The 20,705-nt window shown below is 70.9% G+C and carries 24 protein-coding genes; 3 read left to right on the forward strand and 21 right to left on the reverse strand.

Annotated features, from left to right (window positions below; translation table 11 throughout):
* Positions 1-75: 75 nt before the first annotated feature.
* Entirely contained in the window at positions 76-426 is a 351-nt protein-coding gene (locus ACVTJA_RS39680; protein ID WP_465828220.1) for an HU family DNA-binding protein, read from the forward strand.
* Between the two features lie 15 nt (positions 427-441).
* On the opposite strand, the gene ACVTJA_RS39685 is transcribed toward ACVTJA_RS39680, so the two are convergent.
* The 11 genes from ACVTJA_RS39685 to ACVTJA_RS39735 form a co-directional block, all read right to left on the reverse strand.
* Positions 442-2,508, reverse strand: a complete 2,067-nt coding sequence (locus tag ACVTJA_RS39685; RefSeq protein ID WP_465828222.1) for a flagellar biosynthesis protein FlhA — start codon at positions 2,506-2,508, stop codon at positions 442-444.
* Entirely contained in the window at positions 2,505-3,554 is a 1,050-nt protein-coding gene (locus ACVTJA_RS39690) for an EscU/YscU/HrcU family type III secretion system export apparatus switch protein (protein WP_465828224.1), read from the reverse strand. The genes ACVTJA_RS39685 and ACVTJA_RS39690 overlap by 4 nt, the downstream gene beginning before the upstream one ends.
* Positions 3,551-4,345 carry an EscT/YscT/HrcT family type III secretion system export apparatus protein gene (locus ACVTJA_RS39695; protein WP_465828225.1) on the reverse strand — a complete coding sequence of 265 codons (795 nt, stop codon included), beginning with the start codon at positions 4,343-4,345 and terminating at the stop codon, positions 3,551-3,553. Before ACVTJA_RS39695 ends, ACVTJA_RS39690 begins: the two co-directional genes overlap by 4 nt.
* The gene (locus tag ACVTJA_RS39700) at positions 4,342-4,611 is read right to left on the reverse strand and encodes a flagellar biosynthetic protein FliQ (protein WP_465828227.1); all 270 of its coding nucleotides are present in this window, start codon (positions 4,609-4,611) and stop codon (positions 4,342-4,344) included. The genes ACVTJA_RS39695 and ACVTJA_RS39700 overlap by 4 nt, the downstream gene beginning before the upstream one ends.
* A 4-nt stretch (positions 4,612-4,615) precedes the next feature.
* Positions 4,616-5,347, reverse strand: a complete 732-nt coding sequence (sctR, locus tag ACVTJA_RS39705) for a type III secretion system export apparatus subunit SctR (protein WP_465828230.1) — start codon at positions 5,345-5,347, stop codon at positions 4,616-4,618.
* The gene (locus tag ACVTJA_RS39710) at positions 5,344-5,670 is read right to left on the reverse strand and encodes a flagellar biosynthetic protein FliO (protein WP_465828232.1); all 327 of its coding nucleotides are present in this window, start codon (positions 5,668-5,670) and stop codon (positions 5,344-5,346) included. Before ACVTJA_RS39710 ends, sctR begins: the two co-directional genes overlap by 4 nt.
* A 110-nt stretch (positions 5,671-5,780) precedes the next feature.
* Complete coding sequence (gene sctQ / locus ACVTJA_RS39715; RefSeq protein WP_465828233.1) at positions 5,781-6,926, reverse strand: type III secretion system cytoplasmic ring protein SctQ; 1,146 nt, start codon at positions 6,924-6,926, stop codon at positions 5,781-5,783.
* Between the two features lie 143 nt (positions 6,927-7,069).
* Complete coding sequence (locus ACVTJA_RS39720) at positions 7,070-7,555, reverse strand: hypothetical protein (protein ID WP_465828235.1); 486 nt, start codon at positions 7,553-7,555, stop codon at positions 7,070-7,072.
* A 22-nt stretch (positions 7,556-7,577) separates the two neighbouring features.
* Positions 7,578-8,378 carry a flagellar M-ring protein FliF gene (locus ACVTJA_RS39725; protein ID WP_465828237.1) on the reverse strand — a complete coding sequence of 267 codons (801 nt, stop codon included), beginning with the start codon at positions 8,376-8,378 and terminating at the stop codon, positions 7,578-7,580.
* A 12-nt stretch (positions 8,379-8,390) separates the two neighbouring features.
* Positions 8,391-8,879 carry an ATP-dependent helicase HrpB gene (locus ACVTJA_RS39730; protein WP_465828238.1) on the reverse strand — a complete coding sequence of 163 codons (489 nt, stop codon included), beginning with the start codon at positions 8,877-8,879 and terminating at the stop codon, positions 8,391-8,393.
* 15 nt (positions 8,880-8,894) lie between these two features.
* Positions 8,895-9,371, reverse strand: a complete 477-nt coding sequence (locus ACVTJA_RS39735; RefSeq protein WP_465828239.1) for a hypothetical protein — start codon at positions 9,369-9,371, stop codon at positions 8,895-8,897.
* Positions 9,372-9,599: 228 nt separating this feature from the next.
* Between ACVTJA_RS39735 and ACVTJA_RS39740 the strand changes: the two genes are divergently transcribed.
* A complete protein-coding gene (locus ACVTJA_RS39740) occupies positions 9,600-9,923 on the forward strand; it encodes a PilZ domain-containing protein (RefSeq protein ID WP_465840632.1) in 324 nt (107 codons plus the stop codon).
* Between the two features lie 15 nt (positions 9,924-9,938).
* On the opposite strand, the gene ACVTJA_RS39745 is transcribed toward ACVTJA_RS39740, so the two are convergent.
* Complete coding sequence (locus ACVTJA_RS39745; RefSeq protein WP_465828242.1) at positions 9,939-10,346, reverse strand: response regulator; 408 nt, start codon at positions 10,344-10,346, stop codon at positions 9,939-9,941.
* Between the two features lie 308 nt (positions 10,347-10,654).
* On the opposite strand from ACVTJA_RS39745, the gene ACVTJA_RS39750 reads away from it, so the two are divergent.
* A complete protein-coding gene (locus ACVTJA_RS39750) occupies positions 10,655-11,677 on the forward strand; it encodes a tetratricopeptide repeat protein (RefSeq protein ID WP_465828245.1) in 1,023 nt (340 codons plus the stop codon).
* Between the two features lie 19 nt (positions 11,678-11,696).
* Here the strand turns inward: ACVTJA_RS39750 and ACVTJA_RS39755 are convergent, their stop codons facing one another.
* The 9 genes from ACVTJA_RS39755 to ACVTJA_RS39795 all read right to left on the reverse strand — a co-directional run bounded on the left by ACVTJA_RS39755 (position 11,697) and on the right by ACVTJA_RS39795 (position 20,668).
* Positions 11,697-12,068 (reverse strand): STAS domain-containing protein, encoded by a 372-nt coding sequence (locus tag ACVTJA_RS39755; RefSeq protein ID WP_465828246.1) that lies wholly within the window; start codon positions 12,066-12,068, stop codon positions 11,697-11,699.
* A gap of 109 nt (positions 12,069-12,177) precedes the next feature.
* Positions 12,178-12,888: an SH3 domain-containing protein gene (locus ACVTJA_RS39760; protein ID WP_465828249.1), complete on the reverse strand. Its 711-nt coding sequence runs from the start codon at positions 12,886-12,888 to the stop codon at positions 12,178-12,180.
* Positions 12,885-14,744, reverse strand: coding sequence for a BatD family protein (locus ACVTJA_RS39765; protein ID WP_465828252.1), 1,860 nt, complete (start codon positions 14,742-14,744; stop codon positions 12,885-12,887). Before ACVTJA_RS39765 ends, ACVTJA_RS39760 begins: the two co-directional genes overlap by 4 nt.
* Positions 14,728-15,729, reverse strand: coding sequence for a tetratricopeptide repeat protein (locus ACVTJA_RS39770; protein ID WP_465840634.1), 1,002 nt, complete (start codon positions 15,727-15,729; stop codon positions 14,728-14,730). The genes ACVTJA_RS39765 and ACVTJA_RS39770 overlap by 17 nt, the downstream gene beginning before the upstream one ends.
* A gap of 8 nt (positions 15,730-15,737) precedes the next feature.
* The gene (locus ACVTJA_RS39775) at positions 15,738-16,769 is read right to left on the reverse strand and encodes a VWA domain-containing protein (RefSeq protein WP_465840635.1); all 1,032 of its coding nucleotides are present in this window, start codon (positions 16,767-16,769) and stop codon (positions 15,738-15,740) included.
* Positions 16,770-16,798: 29 nt separating this feature from the next.
* A complete protein-coding gene (locus tag ACVTJA_RS39780; protein WP_465828255.1) occupies positions 16,799-17,809 on the reverse strand; it encodes a vWA domain-containing protein in 1,011 nt (336 codons plus the stop codon).
* The gene (locus tag ACVTJA_RS39785; protein ID WP_465828259.1) at positions 17,784-18,770 is read right to left on the reverse strand and encodes a hypothetical protein; all 987 of its coding nucleotides are present in this window, start codon (positions 18,768-18,770) and stop codon (positions 17,784-17,786) included. Before ACVTJA_RS39785 ends, ACVTJA_RS39780 begins: the two co-directional genes overlap by 26 nt.
* The gene (locus ACVTJA_RS39790) at positions 18,767-19,648 is read right to left on the reverse strand and encodes a DUF58 domain-containing protein (RefSeq protein ID WP_465828261.1); all 882 of its coding nucleotides are present in this window, start codon (positions 19,646-19,648) and stop codon (positions 18,767-18,769) included. The genes ACVTJA_RS39785 and ACVTJA_RS39790 overlap by 4 nt, the downstream gene beginning before the upstream one ends.
* A 30-nt stretch (positions 19,649-19,678) precedes the next feature.
* Positions 19,679-20,668, reverse strand: a complete 990-nt coding sequence (locus ACVTJA_RS39795) for an AAA family ATPase (protein WP_241759126.1) — start codon at positions 20,666-20,668, stop codon at positions 19,679-19,681.
* Positions 20,669-20,705 lie beyond the last annotated feature (37 nt).

Here is a 20,705-nt window from a genome sequence, read left to right on the forward strand (position 1 = left end):
GTTATGTTTTCAGGATTCGACCGAGGGCCAGAGTGCCCTGTTTCCAAGGGGTCACCGGGTTTGCGGGAGCGTCCGATGCTCAAGTCCGATCTGATCAACATCCTCGTCGCCAAGCGGGGCGTGACGCAGAAGCAGGCTGAGGCCACCATCGAGACGATTTTCGAGTCGATGAAGGACGCCCTCTGCCGCGGGGAGAACATCGAGATTCGTGGCCTGGGTGCCTTCCACGTGAAGAACTACCAGGGCTACCAGGGCCGCAACCCGAAGACGGGCCAGGTCATCCCGGTGAAGCCCAAGCGCGGCCTGCTCTTCCGCACGGGCAAGGAGCTGCGAGACCGCGTCAACCGTCCGCCGCCCCAGCAGGCCCAGACGGACCTGCCCTCCGTCTCGGAGACGAAGGGCCCCAGCACCGGCACGGGGCTCTGAGCCCTTTCCGTCGTCTCAGCGTCCCACCGGCACGGGCGACAGCCGGCCGATGGGACGAATCTGCAGGGCACCGTCCAGCTCGCCGTAGGTGAGTACCGCGACGTCGGGGAACGCGCCCTCGCAGAGCCTGCGCAGAGGCCGGCGTACATCCGGCGCGGTGAGCAGCACCGCCCGCCCTCCCGTGGCCACCTGCCGCACTCCCTCCAGGATTTCCGCCACCCGCTCCGGGTCGGGCGCGGGCCCCCGAGGTCCCGTCGCCCGCAGCACCTCCTCCACCTCCGGGTCCACGAGGTAGGCGTACAGCGGCCCCGTGGGCGCGAACTTGTGGCTGAGGTACCGGCGCAGCGCCTGACGGCAGCGCTCCGCAAGCGCGACAGCGTCGCCCTCGGTGGTGGGCGAGACGAGCGCCTCCAGGATGGCGCGCAAGTCCCGGATGCTGACGCCCTCATGGAGGAGCTTGCGCAGCACGTCCGTCAGCAGCGGCAGCGGCACCTTCTGCAGGGCCTCCTTCACCAGGGCGGGAGCCTGGGCCTCCAGTCCCTCCAGCAGCCCCTGCACGTCCTGGAGCCCCAGCAGGTCCGCGGCACGGGCCCTCAGCACGCTCTTCACGTGGTCCGCCAGCAGCCCTCCCGGGCGCCGCAGCGGGACTTGCGCCGCTTCCAGCAGGGCCCGTCCGGGCTCCGTGATTCGGCTGATGGGCGCGCCGGTGGCGGGCTCCACCGCGGGCTCGGCCTTCACCTGGAGAAAGGCGAGCTCGTCCGGGGGCGCCAGCGCATAGAGCGCGCCGGGAGCCACCTGCCCTCCTCCCGCGGGGACCTCGTCCACCAGGATGCGGTACTCCCCGGGCGACAGGTACGCGGCCTGCGTCCGCACTCGGATGCCGGGGACGCGCACGCCCAGCTCGAAGAACAGCTCGTCCCGCACCGCGTTCAGCGTCTTGTGGACGAAGGCTCCACCCTCCTCCGCCAACACGGTCAGGTCCGGCGCCAGGTCCAGGGTGAGCGGCGACACTCCCACGGGCACCGCGGCACTCTCCGGGGGCGCCCCCGGGGCGGGGCTTGAAGGGGCCGCGCCAGGACTGTTGCCCTCCTTCTCGCCGTCTCCCATGGGCCCCTGCTGGTTCAGCACATGGCCGAGCCCGCCCAGCCCCGCCGCCAGCATCAGGAAGGTCAGGTGCGGCATGCCCGGCATGAGGGCCAGCGCCGCACAGAGCCCCGCCACCACCCAGAGCGTCCGGGACTCGCCGAAGAACTGCGCGCCAATCTCCAGGCCGAGCGAGTCCTCCTCATTCTCCGAGGCCACTCGCGTGACGACGAGGCCCGCGGCCACCGCGATGCACAGCGAGGGGACCTGCGACACCAGCCCATCTCCGATGGCGATGAGCGCGAAGGTCGACGCGGCCTCCGCGAGGGACATTCCGCCCTGGAGCACGCCGATGACAGTGCCTCCCAGCATGTTCACCGCGACGATGACGAGGCCCGCGATGACGTCTCCCTTCACGAACTTCATCGCGCCATCCATGGCGCCGAACATCTGCGACTCGCGCTCCAGGTCCCTCCGGCGCCGTCGGGCCTGTGCCTGGTCGATGGCCCCCGCGCGCAGGTCCGCGTCGATGGACATCTGCTTGCCCGGCATCGCGTCCAGCGTGAAGCGGGCGGACACCTCCGCGACACGCTCGGCGCCCTTCGTCACCACCAGGAGCTGCACCAACGTGAGGATGGCGAACACCACGGCGCCCACCACGTAGTCGCCGCGCACCACGAACTCACCGAACGCCTGGATGACCTCGCCCGCGTGCCCTTCCGCGAGCGCCAGCCGCGTGGACGACACGTTGAGGGCCAGCCGGAACAGCGTGGTGAACAGCAGCAGCGTGGGAAACGCCGTCACCTTCAGCGCGTCCCGCGCCCGGAGCGCCGCCACCAGCAACGCCACCGCCGCCGCCAGATTCACCGCGAGCCCCGCGTCCAGCGCCCAGGCCGGCAGGGGAATGATGAGGGCACCCAGTACGGCGGCCATCGCCACCGCGAGCACCACGTCCGAGGACTTCCGGGCCTTCAACAAGATTTTCGAGAGCGGGTTCATGGCGTCTGTCTCCGTGGATGGTCGTCCACGCTTCGCGCCTCCATCGCGGTGCGCAGCACGATTGCGGCCGCCTGGTACAGCTCCTCGGGGATGGGCTCCCCGATGTCGTAGTGGATGAGGCTGCGTGCGAGCGGAACGTCCCGGACCACGGGAATTCCGAGCCGCCGCGCCTCCTCCCGAAGGTCGAGGGCTTCGTCCTCGCGCGCCTTCGCCACGAGGTAGGGCGCCTCACACTCCTGGGCGTCGTAGCGGAGGGCGACTGCGATGTGCGTGGGGTTGACGACCACGGCCGTGGCCTTCTGCACTCCACGTGCCGGCCCGCCCAGCGCGAGCTGTCGCTGCAGGGCCCGCCGCTGTCCCTTCTGACGCGGATCGCCCTCGCTCTCCTTGTGCTCGCGCTTCACCTCCTCGCGGCTCATCATCAGGTCCTTCAGGTGGCGTCGACGTGCGAGGGCGTAGTCCCCCAGGCCCAGCACCAGCACCACCCAGGCGAGCCGGACGGCGAGCCCGCCCAGGCGCCCCACCAGCACGCTCAGCCCCTGCGCTCCGCCCAGCCATGCGGCGCGCAGTGCGTCCGGACCGACCTCCTCCACCTCGCTCCAGACAAGAGCCCCCACCAGCGACACCACCGCCAATGCCTTCGCCACCTCCACCAGGGGCCGCATGCTGAAGATCCGCTTCAACCCCGCCGCGGGATTGATGCGCTCCAGCTTCGGCGCCACATGGCTCGTCTCCAGCTCGAAGCCCACCGTGGCGACGGACACCCCGAGCGACGCAGCGAGCGCGCCTCCCAGCGCCGGAGCGCAGAGCCTCGCGGCAATCCACAGTCCCTCCCGCCACGCGCCCACGCCGCCCTGCTCGAGGAACAGCCGCGCGGTCCAGTCCTGGAGACGTATGAAGCCCTCGGGTGCGAATGCCGTGAAGCCGAGCAGTCCTCCCAGCGTCACCGCGCTGGATGTCAGCAACCGGCTGCGCGGAATCTGTCCCTTGCGCCACGCCTCTCGCAGGCGCTTCGCCGTGGGTTGCTCCGTCTTCTCGCCGCTCATCGCGCGGCCTCGCCCAGCAGCGCCAACGCGCCGTCCATGGAGAGCACACCCGCCAGCAGTCGCTCGCAGAGCACGCCCACGCCCAGCCACAGCAGCGCGCCGCCTCCGAGAATCCTCAGCGGCGCTCCCACTTCCTGCAGGTTCACCTGTGGCGCGGCCCGTGAGGCCATTCCCAGGAAGCAGTCCACCGTCAGCGCCGCCGCCGCCACCGGGGCTCCCACCGCCAGTCCCGTGGCCAGCGCGCCTCCCGCCAGCACGACGACGTGCATCGTGGCGGCTTCCGTCGGAACGAAGGCTCCCAGCCGCACCACGCCGAAGCCACGCAGCAACCCTGCGAGCACCTGCGGGAACAGCCCTCCGGACACCACGAGTGCCACGAGCAGGTGATAGAGCCCGTCCCCTGTCGCCGACTCGCGACTGCCCGCCGCGGGCAGGCTCGCCTCCGCCGACGTGCCCCGGAACAGGTCGATGAAGCGACCGCCCATCCGCGCCGCGTCGAAAGGCAGCGCCGCCACCAGCCCCACCGACATCCCATAACCCAGTTCGCGCACCACCAGCGCCGCCAGCTCCAATGAAGTCTCCACCGGCGCCATGAGCTCCACGCGCGCCTCGACACGCAGGAAGAGCGACAGCGCGAGCACCAGTGCCAGGCGGACGGTCGTGGGTGTGGCCTGCCCGCCCAGCAGCGGGCACAGGAAGGCGATAGGCACCAGCCGCGCGGCGCACAGCGCCACCACGACGATGTCCGGCCTCAATGCCTCAATCCAAAGACGCAGCGGCTCCAGATTCATACCGCCACCTCGGCGATGAGCATGAGGAGCTGGTGCGTGAAGCGCGTGAGCTGCCCGGCAATCCACGGCCCGGCGAGGACGAGCGCGAGCACCGCCGCGCACAGCTTGGGCACCACCGCGAGCGTGCTCTCCTGGAGCTGCGTGGTGGCCTGGAAGAGGCTCGACAGGAAGCCCACCAGCAGGCTCGCGCCGATGGGCGGCAACGAGGCGAGCACCATCAACAACAGCGCCTCGCGCCCCAGGGTGAGCAGGGCATCCGGAGTCATGGCGTCACCGGTAGCCGAGGATGAGGCCACGCGCGAGCAGCGCCCAGCCATCCACGGCGACGAAGAGGAGAATCTTGAAGGGCAGGCTCACCTGGCTCGGTGACAACGTCTGCATCCCCAGCGCGAGCAGCACGTTGGCGATGACCATGTCCAGCACCAGGAATGGGAGGAAGATGAGGAAGCCAATCTGGAAGGCCTCCTTCAGCTCGGTGATGACGAAGGCGGGTATCACCACGAAGAGGTCCGTCTCGTGCACCGCTTCCGCCTCTTCCGGCGGCCGCAGCTCGCGCGCCAGGTCCACGAAGCGCGCCCGCTCATCCGGGCTGCCGTGCTTCACCAGGAAGGCCCGCAGCGGCTCCGACACCCGCGCCGCGGCCGAGAGAATCTGCGCCCCCGAGCCCGACTCCACCTCCGCGTACGCCACCTGCCCGGCGTCGTACATGCGATCCATGACCGGTGCCATGATGTGGCCCGTGAGCACCGCCGCCAGCCCCGTCAGCACCAGCGTCGGCGGCGCCTGCTGCGTTCCCATCGCCGAGCGTGCCAACGACAGCACCACCGCGATTTTCGAGAAGCTCGTCAGCATCAGCACCGCGAACGGCAACAGCGACATCACCGCGAGCATCCCCATCATCGACAGCGGGCTGCCCGCGTAGGACATCTTCGAGAGCGAGGTCTCCGCCGCGGAGACCAGGGCCGGCGCCAGCAGGCCCACTGCCAGGAACACGCGACTCATCGCCCCACTCCCTTGCTCCGCCCCGGCGCGCGGCGCTTCGGCATCGGACGGCGGGCCTGCGCCAGTGCCCGTGCGAACACGTCGTCCTCCGGCTCCTGCGTCTCGCGAATCTCCGCGAACGAGTCCCCGAAGGCCACCAGGTAGCCACGCCCGTCCACCTCCACCAACGCCAGCCCACAGCGCTGCGAGAGCCCCGTCCGCGAGATGACCTGCATCCTCGCCAACTGGGGCACGTCCGGCCGCGAGGCCCCGCGCCGGCGCAGCCACCAGCCCAGGCCCCCCAACGACAACGCGACCAGCAGCCCTCGCGCGACGGAGGTCATGGATAGTCCCCCCAGCGGCCCGAGCGCCGTCAGCCCGAGCACGAGGCCCCCCGCGGCCAACAGACGCGCACGGGGTGACAGGGATGAGAGCTTCCTCCGCACGCTCGGACTCATGGCAGCAGCGCCAGGACGCGGGCACCGACCTCGCCCTCGATTTCCACGAGCTCCGCACGGGCCACCGCACGGTCGCCCACGCGCAACAGCACCGGCTCGTTGGCGTTGATGTGCAGCGGCAGCAGCGCACCCGGCTTCAGCGCCGCCAGCTCCGAGAGCGGCACCATCACCCGCGTCAGCTCGATTTCCACGTCCACCGGCAGCGGGGGCATGCCCTCGCGCAGCTCCTTCAGGTCCACCATGTCCGACTCCTGGGAATGCGCGCTTTCGTGCGCGCGCGTCAGCGAAAAGCCCTCGGGGAGGAAGTTCCCCACCAGCGCGAAGCCACGGGTGACGAGCCGCCCCTGGCCCAGGAGGCGCTCGCCCTCGCGGCGCACCCCCTCGAAGAGGACGACGTCCCCCACCGCGAGCGACTCCAGCGCCATGGCCGGCAGCGGCGTCTGGCCGATGAGGCACCGCGCCTCCAGCGCCGCCGCGAGCACCTCCGGCGCGATGTCCGAACCGCGCTCCACGGGCAGTTCCTGGAACACCGTCTGGAGCACCGGAGCCGGAAGCAGCAGCCGTCCTCCCGCGCTCACCGTCCCCACCGTCAGCGACAGCTCGATGGCCACCAGCAACTGCCTGGCGTCCAGCCGCGCCACCACGTCCGCCCGCCGCATCGTCACACCCGACAGCCGCGGCCCCAGCTTCGGGTTCAGCACGCCCTGGGAGCGCACCGCGGAGAGCGCCAGCAGGAGCAGGTAGGCCAGCGTCGCCTCCTCCAGCCGCGCCAGCTCCGTCACCACGCCCGGCCGCTGCCCCGCTCCGGCAATGCGCTCCAGCATGGCGAAGGCCAGTGCAGGCTCCAGCTCCAGCACGCCCGTTCCGCCCACTGCCGACAGCTCCAGCAACGCGAAGACCGCCGGCTGCGCCAGCCCCGTCGCCGGAGACACGGTGGCCTCCAGCAACCGCGCCTCCGCCCTCACCGGGCAATCCAATTCTCGGGACAAGACGTCCGCCACCACGGCCAACGCCTCCCGGCCGAGCCCGGCGACCCGGGGCCGCTCCGAGAGCGCGACGTGCGCCCGCGTCAATCGGCGCGAGCCCAGCCCTCGCAGAGGGCGGACCTTCCGGGTGACGGACTGCTCGACATCGGTGTTCATCGAATGCTCCCTGGCGGTGTTGGGACACACCCCGTGCACGGCACCCGCCAGGTGTCGCGCTCGTGATGTCGCGGGGTTGAAGAGACGTGGCATCCGGATGCGGGATGCCGGGTGCGCGGGCCGGGATGGCTCCGCTCGAAAACTCAGCGCGTGGCTTCTCGAATGAGCCGCTCGGCCAGGGCACCCAAGGCGGACGGCGGCCCGGACTCCGCGGCCTCCACCTGACGCCCGGAGAACAGGGTGCGGTGGTAGAGGGGAAGGCGCCGGAAGATTTCCCGCCGCAGCGGCTCCGACGCTTCTTCCATCAGCGCCTTCAGCCTCGCGGCGGCGTCCGCCCGCTCCCCGAACTCCACCGCGACCTTCGCCTGCCGCTGCGCCGACGGCAGCCCCGCGATGCGCAGCAGGTGCTCCTTCGCGCGCTCCGCCTCACGCGTCCCCAGCCCGCTCAGCAGCTCCGCCGCCCGCTCCCTTCCGAGCACCCACGCCACCAGCGCATAGCGCTCCAGCGGCAGGCCCAAAGGAGGTAGGGGCTTCGCTTGAAGCGGCGGCTCGTCCGGCGCGGGAATCGCGACGGGCGGCTTCGCCTTCCTGTTCGGCCGGGTGGCCCGGCCCACACGTGTCGCTTCCATGGTGACGCCCTCTCCCGGCCGCTCACGCCACCTTGCGCGCCGCGCTCGGAGTCAGCACCGGCCGCGCGGGCGTGGGAGACGAGGACGGCGCCGAATCCCGGTCCCGGTAATGACGCATGCGCAGCGTCACCAGCACCAGCGCCACCGCCAGCCCCGTCACCACCACGCCAAGCACCGCGAGCAGGGCGCGAAGCCTCGTCAGGAGCGACACGCCCCCGCCCGCCGGGACCTCCACCCGCGTGGAGACCTCGTCCACCAGCAGCGACACCGCGTCCGGCGACAACCCCTCCACACCTCCCGCGATGAGCGCCCGCAGCGTCTCCGAGGACTGCCGCACCCGCGCCGCGTTGCCCGGCGCCACGCGCAGCATGGCCGAGGCCTTCGAGGGCACAGGCGTCTGACCGGGCCTCGCCGGCGCGGGCACCACCAGGTGGACGCGCGCCATCAGCACGCCCTCCACCGTCTGCAGCGTCTTCTCCAGGCCCCGCTCCAGTACGCGCACCCGGCAGACGCTCTCCTCCACGGGCGTGCGCACCAGCCCGCCGCCGAAGAGGTCGCACCCCACCTCCTCCGCGGGCCTCGGCAGCCCCAGCTCCGCGAGGATTCGCACCGCGTCCGAAGCGTGCTCGTCCGTCACTTCGATGGACCAGGTGGGCTTCTTGCCCGCCTCCGGCACCTTGCGCGCGTCGAGCCCGCGCTCGATGAGCACCGCCTGAAGCTCGTTGGCCTGCCGCTCGTCGAGGCCGTGCTGGATGCGCTCCCGGCACGCGGTGAGGCCGAGGAGCAGGAGGAAGATGAGACAGCGTCGGGGAGGGAATCGCATGATGGGTACTCCTCAAACCTGGGTCTGGAGGACCTGCTTGACGCCGCCGGTCGCCTTCTCGACGACCTTGCCGGCGAGGTCGAGCTCCTGGCTCGCCCGGTAGACGTGGGCCTGCATCGCGAGCAACTCCGCGGTGCTGAAGTTTCGGCCGGACTCAGCGAGCTTGAGGATGTGGTCCAGCCGTTTCTGCGCCTGCCCCACCCTGTCCAGCACCTGCGCCGCCTGCTGCTCGCGCGCCGACTGCACCGAGTCCACCCGCGACGCGCCCGGCTTCACCTCCGCGCAGCCCGGCGAGGCGCGGCTCACGGACTCCACCCGGCCGGGCCCTCGCGGAGCTTCCACTCGCGCGCCCGGCGGCGGCCCTTCCGTGGCCACCGGCAACCCGGCTCCGCGCGCGGGCCCCTTCACCTCTTCCAGCACCTTGCCGAACTTCTCCCGCGCGGGCTCCACCGCGGGCGACGCGCCCGCTCCGCCCACCGGGCCCAGCTTGTCCATGGCCATGGCTCGCCCGGCTCCTCAGCGGATGTTGTTGATGGCCGCCTTCGCGGAGTCGTGGCGGACCTTCATGATGTTGGAGATGGCGTTGTGCTCGCGGCTCTCCTTCTGCATCTCGTTCTGGAGCGCGAGGTAGGCCATGTTGAACTTCTGGCCGTCCGCGCTGAGCGCCCGCTGCGCCTCCAGCAAATCCCACGCGTCGCCGCTGCCCGTCGCCGCGCCCGTGCTGCCCGCCGCGCTCCCGGCACTGCCTGCCGCCATGGGCACCGTGGTGCTGGAGCTACCGGTGGTGGCCGCCATCGACATCGCCGTCTTGGTGCTGGAGACCGCCGCGCTGAGGATGGGGCCCGCCGGAATCATGCCTCCCACGAGGCCCGAGCCCGAGCGCACCACCTCCTGCGCCGCGCGCGCCAGCACCGCCCCGAATTCGTTCTTCGGCGTCTGCCGGGGCACCGTCTGCGTAATGGTCAGCGAGGGAATCCGGTTGTTCTGGTCCATGGGCACGCTCCTGCGGTGGGTTGCGGGAGGGCCTTCTTCAGCCGGCATGCCAGCGCACGACCCCAGCAATCCCGAGCACATGGACGCGTGGCGGGCGGGCCCGGGCCTCCGCGAATCGGGAGGCGGGTCCGTCCAGCGGGACGGACGGTGGCGGACGGAAACTTGCCCTTCCGGCTCCGTGCCTCAGAGTTGTCGCACCCTGTCGCACGGAGAGGAGCTGCACCGGTGATGACTCCCACTGGCAATCCCAAGGCGGTCGAGCGTTTCCACCCGCGCGTCGAGGCCCCCCTCCCCGTGAAGGTGTTCCTCGGGGGCCGGACGGTGACGGTGCAGGCGCGAGACCTGTCCATGGCGGGCCTCTTCCTCCAGGCCCACGCAGCGGACTCGCTCCAGCAGCTCGCCATCGGCATTCCCCTGCCCGGGGACCGCGAAATCCTCACCACCTGCACCATCCGCCGCCGCGAGGTGGACGGCGTGGCGCTGGAGTTCGGCGAGCTGGACTGGGACGACTTCCTCGCGCTGGCGCGCTTCCTCCACCCGCGCCTGCCCTGAAGCGCAGCGACTGGCTCAGGCGGGCTCGGTCTTCAGCGGACCCGCGCGCAGCCGCTCCACCAGCGCCATCAATTCAGCGCCCCGGAAGGGCTTGTGGATGTAGCCATCCGCACCGGCCAGCGTGGCGCTCTCCATGTCGGACTTCTTCGCCTTCGCGGTGAGCATGTAGAGCGGCACCGCCGCCGTCGCCGGGTCGCTCTTCAGGATGCGGCACACGGAGATGCCGTCGAGCTGCGGCAGCACCACGTCCATGAGGATGAGGTGGAACGTCTGGCTGCGCGCCAGCTTCAACCCCTCCAGCCCGTTGGCCGCGCACACCACGTCCACCGTGCCATCGCTCAGCATCGAGCGCACCAGCTCCCGGATGACCGGTTCATCCTCGACGAGGAGGATGTGGAAGGGTGCCTGGAAATTGCCAGCCATGGTTCTCCGGACGCGACTCGAGACCACTGCGGGACGGCGCGGAAGGCCCCTGCATCACCCCCGATGCCGGTGTCACCCGCGGCGCGCGGTATAGCCCCGCGAGCCCCCCGCGCAACAGAGCGGTGACGCCGATTGTCGGGTGCAGCCCGCACCGAGCATACGTAAGCCCCACCCCCACCGATTGCCCCCTCCCCACATCCCATCTTCGCCTGTCTGCTGATTAGACGGGCTGACAGACATGTGAAGTCGGCATGCGGCACCCCGGCGCCCCGGCGCCCGACTTCCCCGGGCGCTATGATGAGCCGGAAATGGCTGCAAAACTCGAATGTCCCGCGTGCGATGGCCCGGTAGGCAGGGCCGACTTCCAGTGCGCGCACTGTGGGCTGCTGCTGGACCCGGAGCAGGCCAGCGGCGAGTACGTCATCACCGAGCCCACCATCGTCCGGGCGATGCTGTCGCCGCCCCAGCGCACGCGGACGCTGGAGGTGCCGCTGCCGCCGCCGTTGCAGCCCACGCCGCATGACCTGGCCACGGCGCGCTTCACCGTGCCCATGGACGCGCACACCGTGCCGCACCTGCGCGCCGGGCTGGACATCGCGCTGCAACCGCTCCACCCCTTCGAGGCACACATCGCGTCCTTCATCGACGGCGTGCAGCCGGTGCCCGAATTGGCGCGCGCGGCGCGGCTGCCGGAAATCGAGGTGAAGGTCGTCCTCAAGGCCCTGCTGGAGCGCGGCGTGGTGGAGCTGCACCGGGTGCCCGGTGCCCCGGACCTGCGCACGCTCACCGACGAGCTGCCGGTGCTGGACGGCAACGACTTCCTGGTGCCGGAGCCCATGGCGCTCGGCGACGAGGAGCCCGCCCCGCCTCCCAGGGCCCGGAGGCCGGCCCCGCCGCCGCCCGCGCCCGTCCGTCCTCCGCCGCCCGCCCCGCCTCCGCGTGCCGCCGCGCCGGCACCTCCGCCGCCCCGGCCCGTCCCGGCCCGCGTCCAGCACCAGGCCCCGGCCACGGCGGAGGATTTCCTCCAGCGAGCCGTGCGGCTGGAGCGCGAGGGCCAGGTAGAGCGCGCGATTGAAGTGCTCACACACGCCATCGACCGCGTGCCCGAGGCCGCCGCGCTCTACAGCAAGCTGGCCCTCATCCTGGTCCACCAGCGCAAGGACTACGCGAGCGCCGCCTCCCTGCTGGAGCGCGCCGTGGAGCTGGAGCCGGGCAACCCCGTCTTCCAGCAGAACCTGCTCAAGGTGACGGGCCTCGTGGCCGCCGCCGCGAGCGAGCGCAAGCAGGAGAAGCGCGGCCTCTTCTCGCGCCTCACCGGCCGGCGGAGCTGAAGCCCGGCACGGGCCCGCCTCAGGGCATCCAGCCGCCGTCCAGCAACCGCTCGGCCTCCTCCAGTGAGAAGGCCAGGTGCGCCTCGTGGCCGATGGCCCGGCTGACGCGCTCGAACTGGAGCGCGGCCTCCGCCGAGCGCCCCACCACCCGCACGCCCCGGCGGAAGCCCCTGGCCCGCGCCGCCTCGATGATGCGCCGGAGCTGGCTCAGCGCCTCCGGGGGTACCACGCCCAGGCCGCTCAGGTCGGACACCATGTCGAACCCCGGCCGCAGCCGCTCCATGGCACCCACGGCGGCGTCGCCAATCTGGCGAGCCTCCACGTCGTCGAGGTTTCCCCAGAGGCGCACCACCAGCCGGTTCTTGCCGACGAGCGCCTGGACTTCGAACACGGAGCCACGCCCTCCCGGAAGTCGTCCGCCCGCACGAGTCTAGCCGCGGGACAGCGCCCCCTTCCATGCATCGTCACGCCCACCCGAGAGGCAGGCGTCCGCCCGGGCTTCAGATTTCCGCCACGCCTTCGCGCTCGGCCCAGCCCTCCAGGCCATTGGGGAGGCGGATGCGGACGAAGCGGCCCGTCTCCTCCAGCAGCCGCACCTTGAGGCCGGCATGCACCTCGAAGATGGAGCGGGCGCCGGCCTGGGGCAGCTCGCGCGCCACCAGCGTGGGGGACAGCACCACGGCCTCGTGTACGGTCTCTTCCACCCAGACGTGCGCGGCCAGCAACACGCCGGAGGGGATGGCCACCGCGAAGAGCAGCGCGGCGATGATGCCCACCGCCGTGCGCCGGCCCGGGCGCAGCGCGCGCCACAGCAGCACCAGGGCGAAGGCCGCCACCCAGGTGCCCAGGAAGGTCCACGCCACCACGTTGCCGTCCGTGGCCGCCGTCACGCGCGGGAGGAACTCCTCGTCCGCCGTGGCGCCCACCACCTTGTCCACCTGCCGCGCGCGGGCCACGGACAGGTTGGCCTCCAGGTCCGGCGCGCGGCCGCCCTCCTTCTTCGCCTGTTCCAGCGCCAGCACCGCCCGGCCAATGTCTCCACGCGCCAGGTGCGCGGTGCCCAGGTTGTAGAGCACGTCCGGACCGCCGTGGCCGTGGGACAGGAGCTTCTCGTAGCCCTGCTGCGCCGCCGCGTAGTCCTCGCGCGCGTACGCCTCGTTGGCCTTGAGGAAGACGTCCTGCGCCTCTTCCGGCGTGTAGTAGCCGCTCACGCCCAGCCCTCCATGGCCGCCGCCGCGGCATCCATCACCTTCTGTCGCTCGGCCGGGTTGCCACCGCCGCCGTAGCGGCCCAAATCACACGCCTCCAGCACGAAGAGCACCCGCGAGCGCCGCTCCGCGTCCGCGCCCGCCGCCGTCAGCTTCTCCGCGAGCACGTCGCGCGTGAGGCCGCCCACCGGCACGCCCAGCCGCGCCTCCAGGAAGCCGTGCAGCGCCTTCTCCACCTCCGCGTAGAAGGCCCCCACGTTGGCGCCGCCCTGCAGCTTCTCCGCCTCCGCCAGTCGCTTGCGCGCGGCCTTCGCCTGCTGCCGGCCGCGGTCCGCCTCCGTGCGGGTGGCGAGCTTCCCGCGCACCCCGCCGAGGAGCGCCACGCCAATGAGCAGCCCCAGCGGCGCCAGCACCGCCGGCAGGAAGAAGCCGCGCTTCCATGGCGGCTCGGACGGAGCCACGAACTTCGCCTGGTAGCGCACCGGCCGCAGCCCACCCGCCGTCAGCACGTTCTTCTGCTCGTTGGCCGCGTCCGTCACGTGCGTCGGCGACGAGGGCAGCGCCGACACGCCGCCCGCGCCCGCCTCCACCGTAATCGTCACCGGCTCGGTGCGGGCCACCTCGTAGCTCTCCTGCTTCGGGTCGAAGTAGGGGAACTCCAGCGCGGGCAGCGTGAAGGTGCCCGTGCGCTGCGGCATCACCAGGTACTCCACCACGCGGCGGCCCTGCACGCGGTTGCGCTGCGGCGCCACCTTGTCCGTCGTGGTGGGGTCATAAATCTTGAGCGCGGACGGGGCGGTGAGCTTCGGCGGGCTGACGTTCTTCACGTTGCCCACGCCCTCCAGGATGACCTTCACCGTCACCGGCTGGCCCAGCTCCACGCGCGTCTGCGACACGTCCATGGACAGCCGCCAGGAGCCCACCTGCGCGTTGGCCATGCCCGGCGGCGCGCCCGGGGGCAGCGGCCTCACCTTCACCTTCAGCCCGTTGGACACGCGGTGCACGCGGTGGCCGGCGAAGAGGAAGCCGGTGGTGATGTCCGCCTCCGCGGGCGTAATCGACAGCGTGCCCGGCTTCACCGGGAAGAGCGCGCGACGGCGCAGCAGGTAGGCGCGGTAGGGAATGCCATCCACAATCTTCTGCTCGCCGGACAGCTGCGTGGGGCTCTCCACCTCCTCCGTCCAGAAGCCCTCCAGCTTGGGCATGGTGACGGAGTCCACGCTGGACAGGTCCACCCGCGAGTAGATGTAGAGCGACAGCGTCACCTGCTCGCCGACGTAGACGTCGTCCCGGTCCAGGCTCGCGCGCAGGAACAGGTCCGAGTCGCCGCGCGGAATGGTGGGCTCGTCCTCCATGTCGTCGCCGAACGGGTCCGGCATCTGCCGCGGAAGGTTGGCGAACGGGTCCGGCAGCGAGGAGCCGGCTTGGCCCTGCGGCTGCGGCCCCAGCCGGCCCGTCCTCACGTTCATCTCCACCGGCTGCGTGCGGTACGTCTTCCCGCGCACGGTGATTTGCGAGGGCGGAATCTTCAGCCGCCCGGCGCGATTGGCCCGCATCACCAGCACGTACCGCGTGACGTCCTGGATGACGGCCGGTCCGCCGCCGGACAGCGAGATGGAGCGCTGGCTGCTGCGCGAGCTGGAGAGGACCTCGAAGTCCTCCGACTCGGGCAGCTGCACCTGCGCGTTGGGCGGCGCGTCCACCACCACCACGGTGAGACGGAAGGTGTCCTGGCTGCCCACCTCTTCGCGGTCCACCGTCTGGTAGAAATCCAGGTCGTCGTTCGCCCAGGCCGGCGCGGTGGCCAGCAGGGCGAGCACGGCCAGCAGAGCGCCGCGAGCGCTACCAGTCCTTCTCATTGGGCTTCCTCTGCTTCTTCTTCTGCTGGAAACGCCAGAGCTGGAGATTCTTCTCGTTCTGCTTCATCGCATCCAGCAGGCGCTCCGCCTCCTGCCGGTCGAGGTCCGCCGGGCTCGCCCCACCATCGCGGGACTCCTCGGCGTCCTGTTCTCCCGCGCTGCCGCCGTCACTGCCACCGTCCTGCGGGTTCCCCTCACCGTCGTCCTGGCCGCCATCCGCGCCACCGTCCGCGCCGCCGTCCGCGCCACCGTCGCCCTGCTCAGGTCCCTGCTGCCCGCCGTCCGCGCCACCATCCGCGCCGCCGTCGCTGCCGCCGTCACCCTGACCACCATCCGCGCCGCCGTCCGAGCCACCATCCCCGCTGCCGCCATCCGCGCCGCCGTCGGCCCCACCGTCCATGCCGCCGTCCTGCGGCGTGCCGCCGTCACCCTTCGTGCCGCCATCCTGGCCCGCATCCGGACGCCCACCGTCGCTGCCGCCGTCCATGCCGCCATCGGCGCCACCGTCGGGCTGGTTCTGCTGCGGAGGCGGCAGGTTGCGCAGCACCACCTCGTAGTTGTGCCGGGCCTGCACGTCCTGCGGGTCCAACGTCAGCGCGCGCCGGTAGGCCTTCAGCGCCTCCTGCCGGTCTCCCGTCGTCGCGTGCAGGTTGCCCAGGTTGTACCAGGCCTTCTGCCGCAGGTCGGGCCGGTTGGACTCCGTCACGCCCTGGAAGACCTGCTCGGCCTCGGGGATGCGGCCCAGCTTGGCCAGCGCGTCCGCGCGGTTGAAGTCGATGACCGGGTCGTTGGGCTTCTCCTTCTTCGCCGCCTCGAAGGCCGCCAACGCGTCCTCATAGCGGCCCGCGGCGTAGGCCTCGCGGCCCTGCTGCACCAGCGGGTGGTCCTTCTCCAGCGGGCCCGCGGCCCACACCGGTGAAGGCACCGCCAGCGACACCACCAGCATGCAGGCCAGCAGGCGCGCGGCGCGACTCCGGGGCTCCATGCGCGCGCTCACGTCGACGACCTCCGGCGCGAGGACGGCAGGAGCAACATGCCCAATGCGAGCAGCGCCAGCCCCGGAATGGCGAAGGCCTGGAAGCGCTCGTCGTAGCGGACCGTCACCCGGCTCTCCAGCTCGCTCTTCTGCATCTGCTCGATGCGCTCCACCACCTGCGACATGGCCACGCCGCGCGGTTGGTAGAAGAAGGTGCCACCGGAGCCCTCGGCGATGGCCGTCAGGCCCGCGCGGTCCAGGCGCGTAATCACCGTCTCCCCGTTCGCGTCCTTCTTGTAGTCCACGAACTCGCCGCGCCTGTCGTAGACGGGAATCGGCTCGCCGGACTCCGAGCCCACGCCCACCGTCAGCACCTGGACGTTGGCCTCCTTCAGCGCCTCGGTGGCCTCGGAGACTTCGCCGAAGAGGTCCTCGCCGTCCGACAGCAGCACCACCACGCGCTCCTTCGAGCCGCGGTCCGCGTTGTCCAGGACCTGCTTGGCCAGCTTCAGCGCCGCGCCCACGTTGGTGCCACCCTGGGGCATCACCTCCGGGTCCACCGCGCGCAGGAACAGCTTCACCGCCGAGTAGTCCGACGTCAGCGGCGACTGGATGAACGCATCACCCGCGAACACCACCAGCCCCACGCGGTCGCCCTTCAGCTCGTCCAGCAGCGTGGTGAGCTCCAGCTTCGCGCGCTCCAGGCGGCTGGGCTGGATGTCGCGCGCGAGCATGGACTTGGACGCGTCCAGCGCCACCACCACGTCGATGCCGCGGCGCTTCGTCAATTCGCTCTTGGTGCCACACTGCGGCTGCGCGAGCGCGAAGCCGAAGAGCGCCAGCCCCAGCCCGTACATGCCGCCCTGCACCGCCGGCCGCCACGCCGAGACGCCCGGCGTGAAGCGCTCCGCGTGGCGCTCGTTCAACAGCGCGCGCACGCGCGAGCGGCGGCGCAGCGCACCGACCAGCGCGAGCGTGCCCAGCAGCACGCCCACCATTACCAGCAACAGGTAGAACGGCTGGGCGAGCCCCACCTGGTAGCCGAGCAAGGTGAAGCGCCAGGGTTCCACGGGCGGCGTCACGGGAAGACCCTCAGGAAGGACGCGCGCAGGAGCAGTTCCAGCGCGGCGAGGCCGAAGGCGGCCAGCAGGAACGGGTGGAACTCCTCGCGGTAGGTGGCGGAGGCGCCGCCCTCCATCAGCTTCGAGCGCTCCAGCGAATCGAGCACCTTCTGCAGGCCCGCGCGCAGGCCCTCCGGGTCGGTGGCGCGGTAGTACTCGCCGCCGGTGCGGTCCGCGATGTCCTGCATCAGCTCCGGGTTGATGGGAATCTCCGTCTCGCGCCACACGGTGTTGCCGAACAAGTCAGTGCCCTGCGGGAAGGGCACCTTGCCGCCCTTGCCCACCAGAATCGTGTAGATGGGCACCTTCAGCGCCTGGGCCATGTTGGCCGAGTCCATGGGCGAAATCTTCCCGGCGTTGTTGTCGCCGTCCGTAATCAGCACCACCACGCGGCTCTTCGCCTCCGAGTCGCGCAGGCGGTTGAGCGACGTGGCCAGCGCGTCACCAATCGCCGTGCCGTCCTCCAGCACCCGCGTGCGCAGCTGCTTGATGACCTCCTTCAGCACGCCGTAGTCCAGCGTCAGCGGCGCCTGCGTGTAGGCCGCGCCCGCGAACACCACCAGGCCGATGCGGTCATTCACGCGGTTGGCGATGAACTCGCTGAGCACTTCCTTGGCCACGTGCAGGCGGTTCTGCGGGCGGAAGTCGCCGGCCTCCATGGAGGTGGACAAGTCCAGCGCCACCACGATGTCGATGCCCTCCACCGACAAGTCTCGCACGCGCGAGTCGCGCGCCTGGGGCCGGGCGATGGCGAGCACGGCCGCGGCCACCGCCACCGCGCGCAGCAGCGGGAGCAGGGGCAGCAGATAGCTGCGCAGGCCCTTGCCATTGCGGGCGAAGACGTGCGCGGCGGAGAAGCGCAGCGTGGCGCGGGCGCGCCGCTCCCGCCACGCCTGCACCAGCAGCAGCGGCACGAGCAGCAGCCCCCAGAGCGCCTCCGGGTTATTGAACGTGGGGAGCGGCGGCATTGGCGGAGGCCTGGGGCGGCGGGGGCGGGACGTACGTCTTCTCGATGAGCGTGTACCCGAAGGCGAGCGCGTCGCGACACGACTCCGGCGACGACTCCGCTCGCGCGTACTTCACCATGTCCGACTCGGACACGAAGCGCATCAGCGCGTCTTCGGGAAGCCCGGGCGTGGGCATGCGGCGCAGCGACGCCATCAGCTCGGAGCTGGTGCACTCCAGCGCCTCGAAGCCATAGCGCTCACCGAGGTAGCCACGGATGATTTCGGACAGCCGGAAGTAGAAGTCCTTCACGTGGCCGCGCGCGGGCAGGTTCTCCGCCTTGAGCGTGTCCAGCGCCTTGCGCGTGCGCACGTCCAGGGGCAGCACCGGAACCACCACCTCGCGCTTGGGCCGGTTCTTCCACCAGCGCCACAGCGCCCACGCCAGCGCGGCCGCGGCCAGTGTGCCCAGCAACGCGAACACCAGCCGCCACGAGCGGATGGGTACCTCCTGCGGCGGCTGGTAGTCGAAGAGGTCCGCGCCCTTCCCGTCCGCGTCCGGAGGCAGCGTGGACGTCACCTCCACGTCGCGCCCCGGCAGGGAGAACTTCTTCGGGCCGTCCGGCGTGGCCACGTCGAACGTCAGCGCCGGCAGCGGCACCGTGCCCAGCGCGAAGGCGGACATGCGCACGCCGAATGTCGTGGTGGCCGAGTCCGCCCCATCCTGGCGCTGGCGCGTCTGGTCCAGCACCTCGACGTCACCCGTCTCCTTGGGCAGCACCAGCTCGTAGCGGTGGTCCTTCGGGTGGGTGATGACCACCTCGTAGACGAAGGGGTCGCCGATTCGCACCTGCCTCGGCTCCACACGCGCGGAGACGTTCTGCGGCTGCACCGCTTCTTGCGCGGGAGCGCCGGGAGGCTGCTGCTGCGCCAGCGCGGGGACGCCCACCAGCAGGAGGGCCAGCACGGGAAGAAGCCGCGTCACGCCGCCATCCTCCGGGCCCGCGCGCGGAAGAACTGCGCGAGCGCCTTGCCGTGGTCATCGCCGGCCCGCAGCTCCACGTGGTCCAGCTCCAGCTTCTTGAACAGCTTGCGGCGCTCGTCGCGCGCGGCCTGCATGGCGCGGGCGAAGCGGCCCCGCACGCGCGGGTCGCTGGTGTCGACGATGAAGCGCTCGCCTGTCTCCGGGTCCTCCATGTCCACCAGCCCCAGGCGCGGAAAGGCCTCCTCCAGCGGGTCCTCCACCACCACCGGCACCAGGTCGTGCTTGCGCCCCACCAACCGCAGCGGCTTCTCGTAGTCGCGCGCCTGGAAGTCGGAGATGAGGAACGTCACCGCCTTCCGCTTCGCCACCTGCGTCAGGTACGTGAGCCCCGCGGCCAGGTCCGTCCCCTTCCCCTGCGGCTTGAAGGTGAGGATGTCGCTCACGAGGCGCAGCACGTGCGTGCGGCCCTTGCGAGGCGGCACCACCTTCTCCACCCGGTCCGAGAAGAGGATGAGCCCCACGCGGTCGTTGTTGGCAATGGCGCTGAAGGCAATCTGCGCCGCCACTTCGGCGGCAATCTCCGCCTTGGTGCGCTCCTTGGAGCCGAACTCCTTCGACGCGGAGACGTCCACCAGGAGCATCACCGTCAGCTCGCGCTCCTCGGTGAAGACCTTGACGTAGGCCTCGTTCATGCGCGCGGTGACGTTCCAGTCGATGATGCGGATTTCGTCACCGGGCTGGTACTGGCGCACCTCGGAGAAGGCCATGCCTCGGCCCTTGAAGACCGAGTGGTACTGACCCGCGAGCATGTCGGAGACCACCTTGCGGGTGCGAATCTCCAGCTTGCGGATGCGGCGGATGAGGTCCTTGGGGAGCACGGGAGTGCCTGCGCCTCGGGGAAGGATGCGTCAGGGGACTTCGACGCGGTCGAACACGCGCTGGATGATCTTCTCCGTGGTGAGCTCCTCGGCCTCCGCCTCGTACGTCATGGCGATGCGGTGGCGGAGCACGTCGAAGGCAATGGCCTTCACGTCCTCGGGCGTGACGAAGCCGCGGTGGCGCAGGAAGGCGTGCGCGCGCGCGGCCTGCGCGAGCGAGATGGTGGCGCGCGGCGAGGCGCCGAACTGGATGTAGTCCGCGAGGTCCTTGAGGCCGTACTTGTTCGGCTCGCGCGTGGCGAACACCACGTTGAGGATGTACTCCTTCACCTTCTCGTCCATGTAGATGTGGTGGACGAGCTCGCGCGCGCGGACCAGGTGCTCCAGGCCGATGACCTTCTGGGCCTTCGGCGCGGCGCCGCCGGACATCCGGTCCATGATGACCTTCTCTTCATCGCGCGTGGGGTAGCCCACCTTCACCTTGAGCATGAAGCGGTCCACCTGCGCCTCGGGCAGCGGATACGTACCTTCCTGCTCGATGGGGTTCTGGGTGGCCAGCACGAGGAACGGAGAGGGCAGCCCGAAGGACTGGTCGCCGATGGTGACCTGGCGCTCGGCCATGGCCTCGAGCAGCGCGGACTGCACCTTCGCGGGAGCGCGGTTGATTTCGTCCGCGAGGACGATGTTCGCGAAGATGGGGCCCTTGCGGACGGTGAAGTTGGCGGCCTGCTGGTTGTAGATCATCGTGCCCACCACGTCGGCGGGCAGCAGGTCCGGGGTGAACTGGATGCGCATGAAGGTGGCGCTGAGCGCATCCGCCACGGTGCGCACGGTGAGCGTCTTGGCGAGACCGGGGACGCCTTCCAGCAGCACGTGCCCGTTGCAGAGCAGGCCAATGAGGATGCGCTCCAGCATGTACCGCTGGCCGACGATGACCTTGCCGGTCTCCTGGTTGAGGATCTCGACGAAGCTGCTTTCCTGCTGCACGCGTTCGGTGAGCGCGCGGATGTCGGTGTTCATGTCGCCTCGTGTCGGACTGGCGGCGGCAGCCTAGGGG

This window comes from Pyxidicoccus sp. M6, assembly GCF_055568925.1.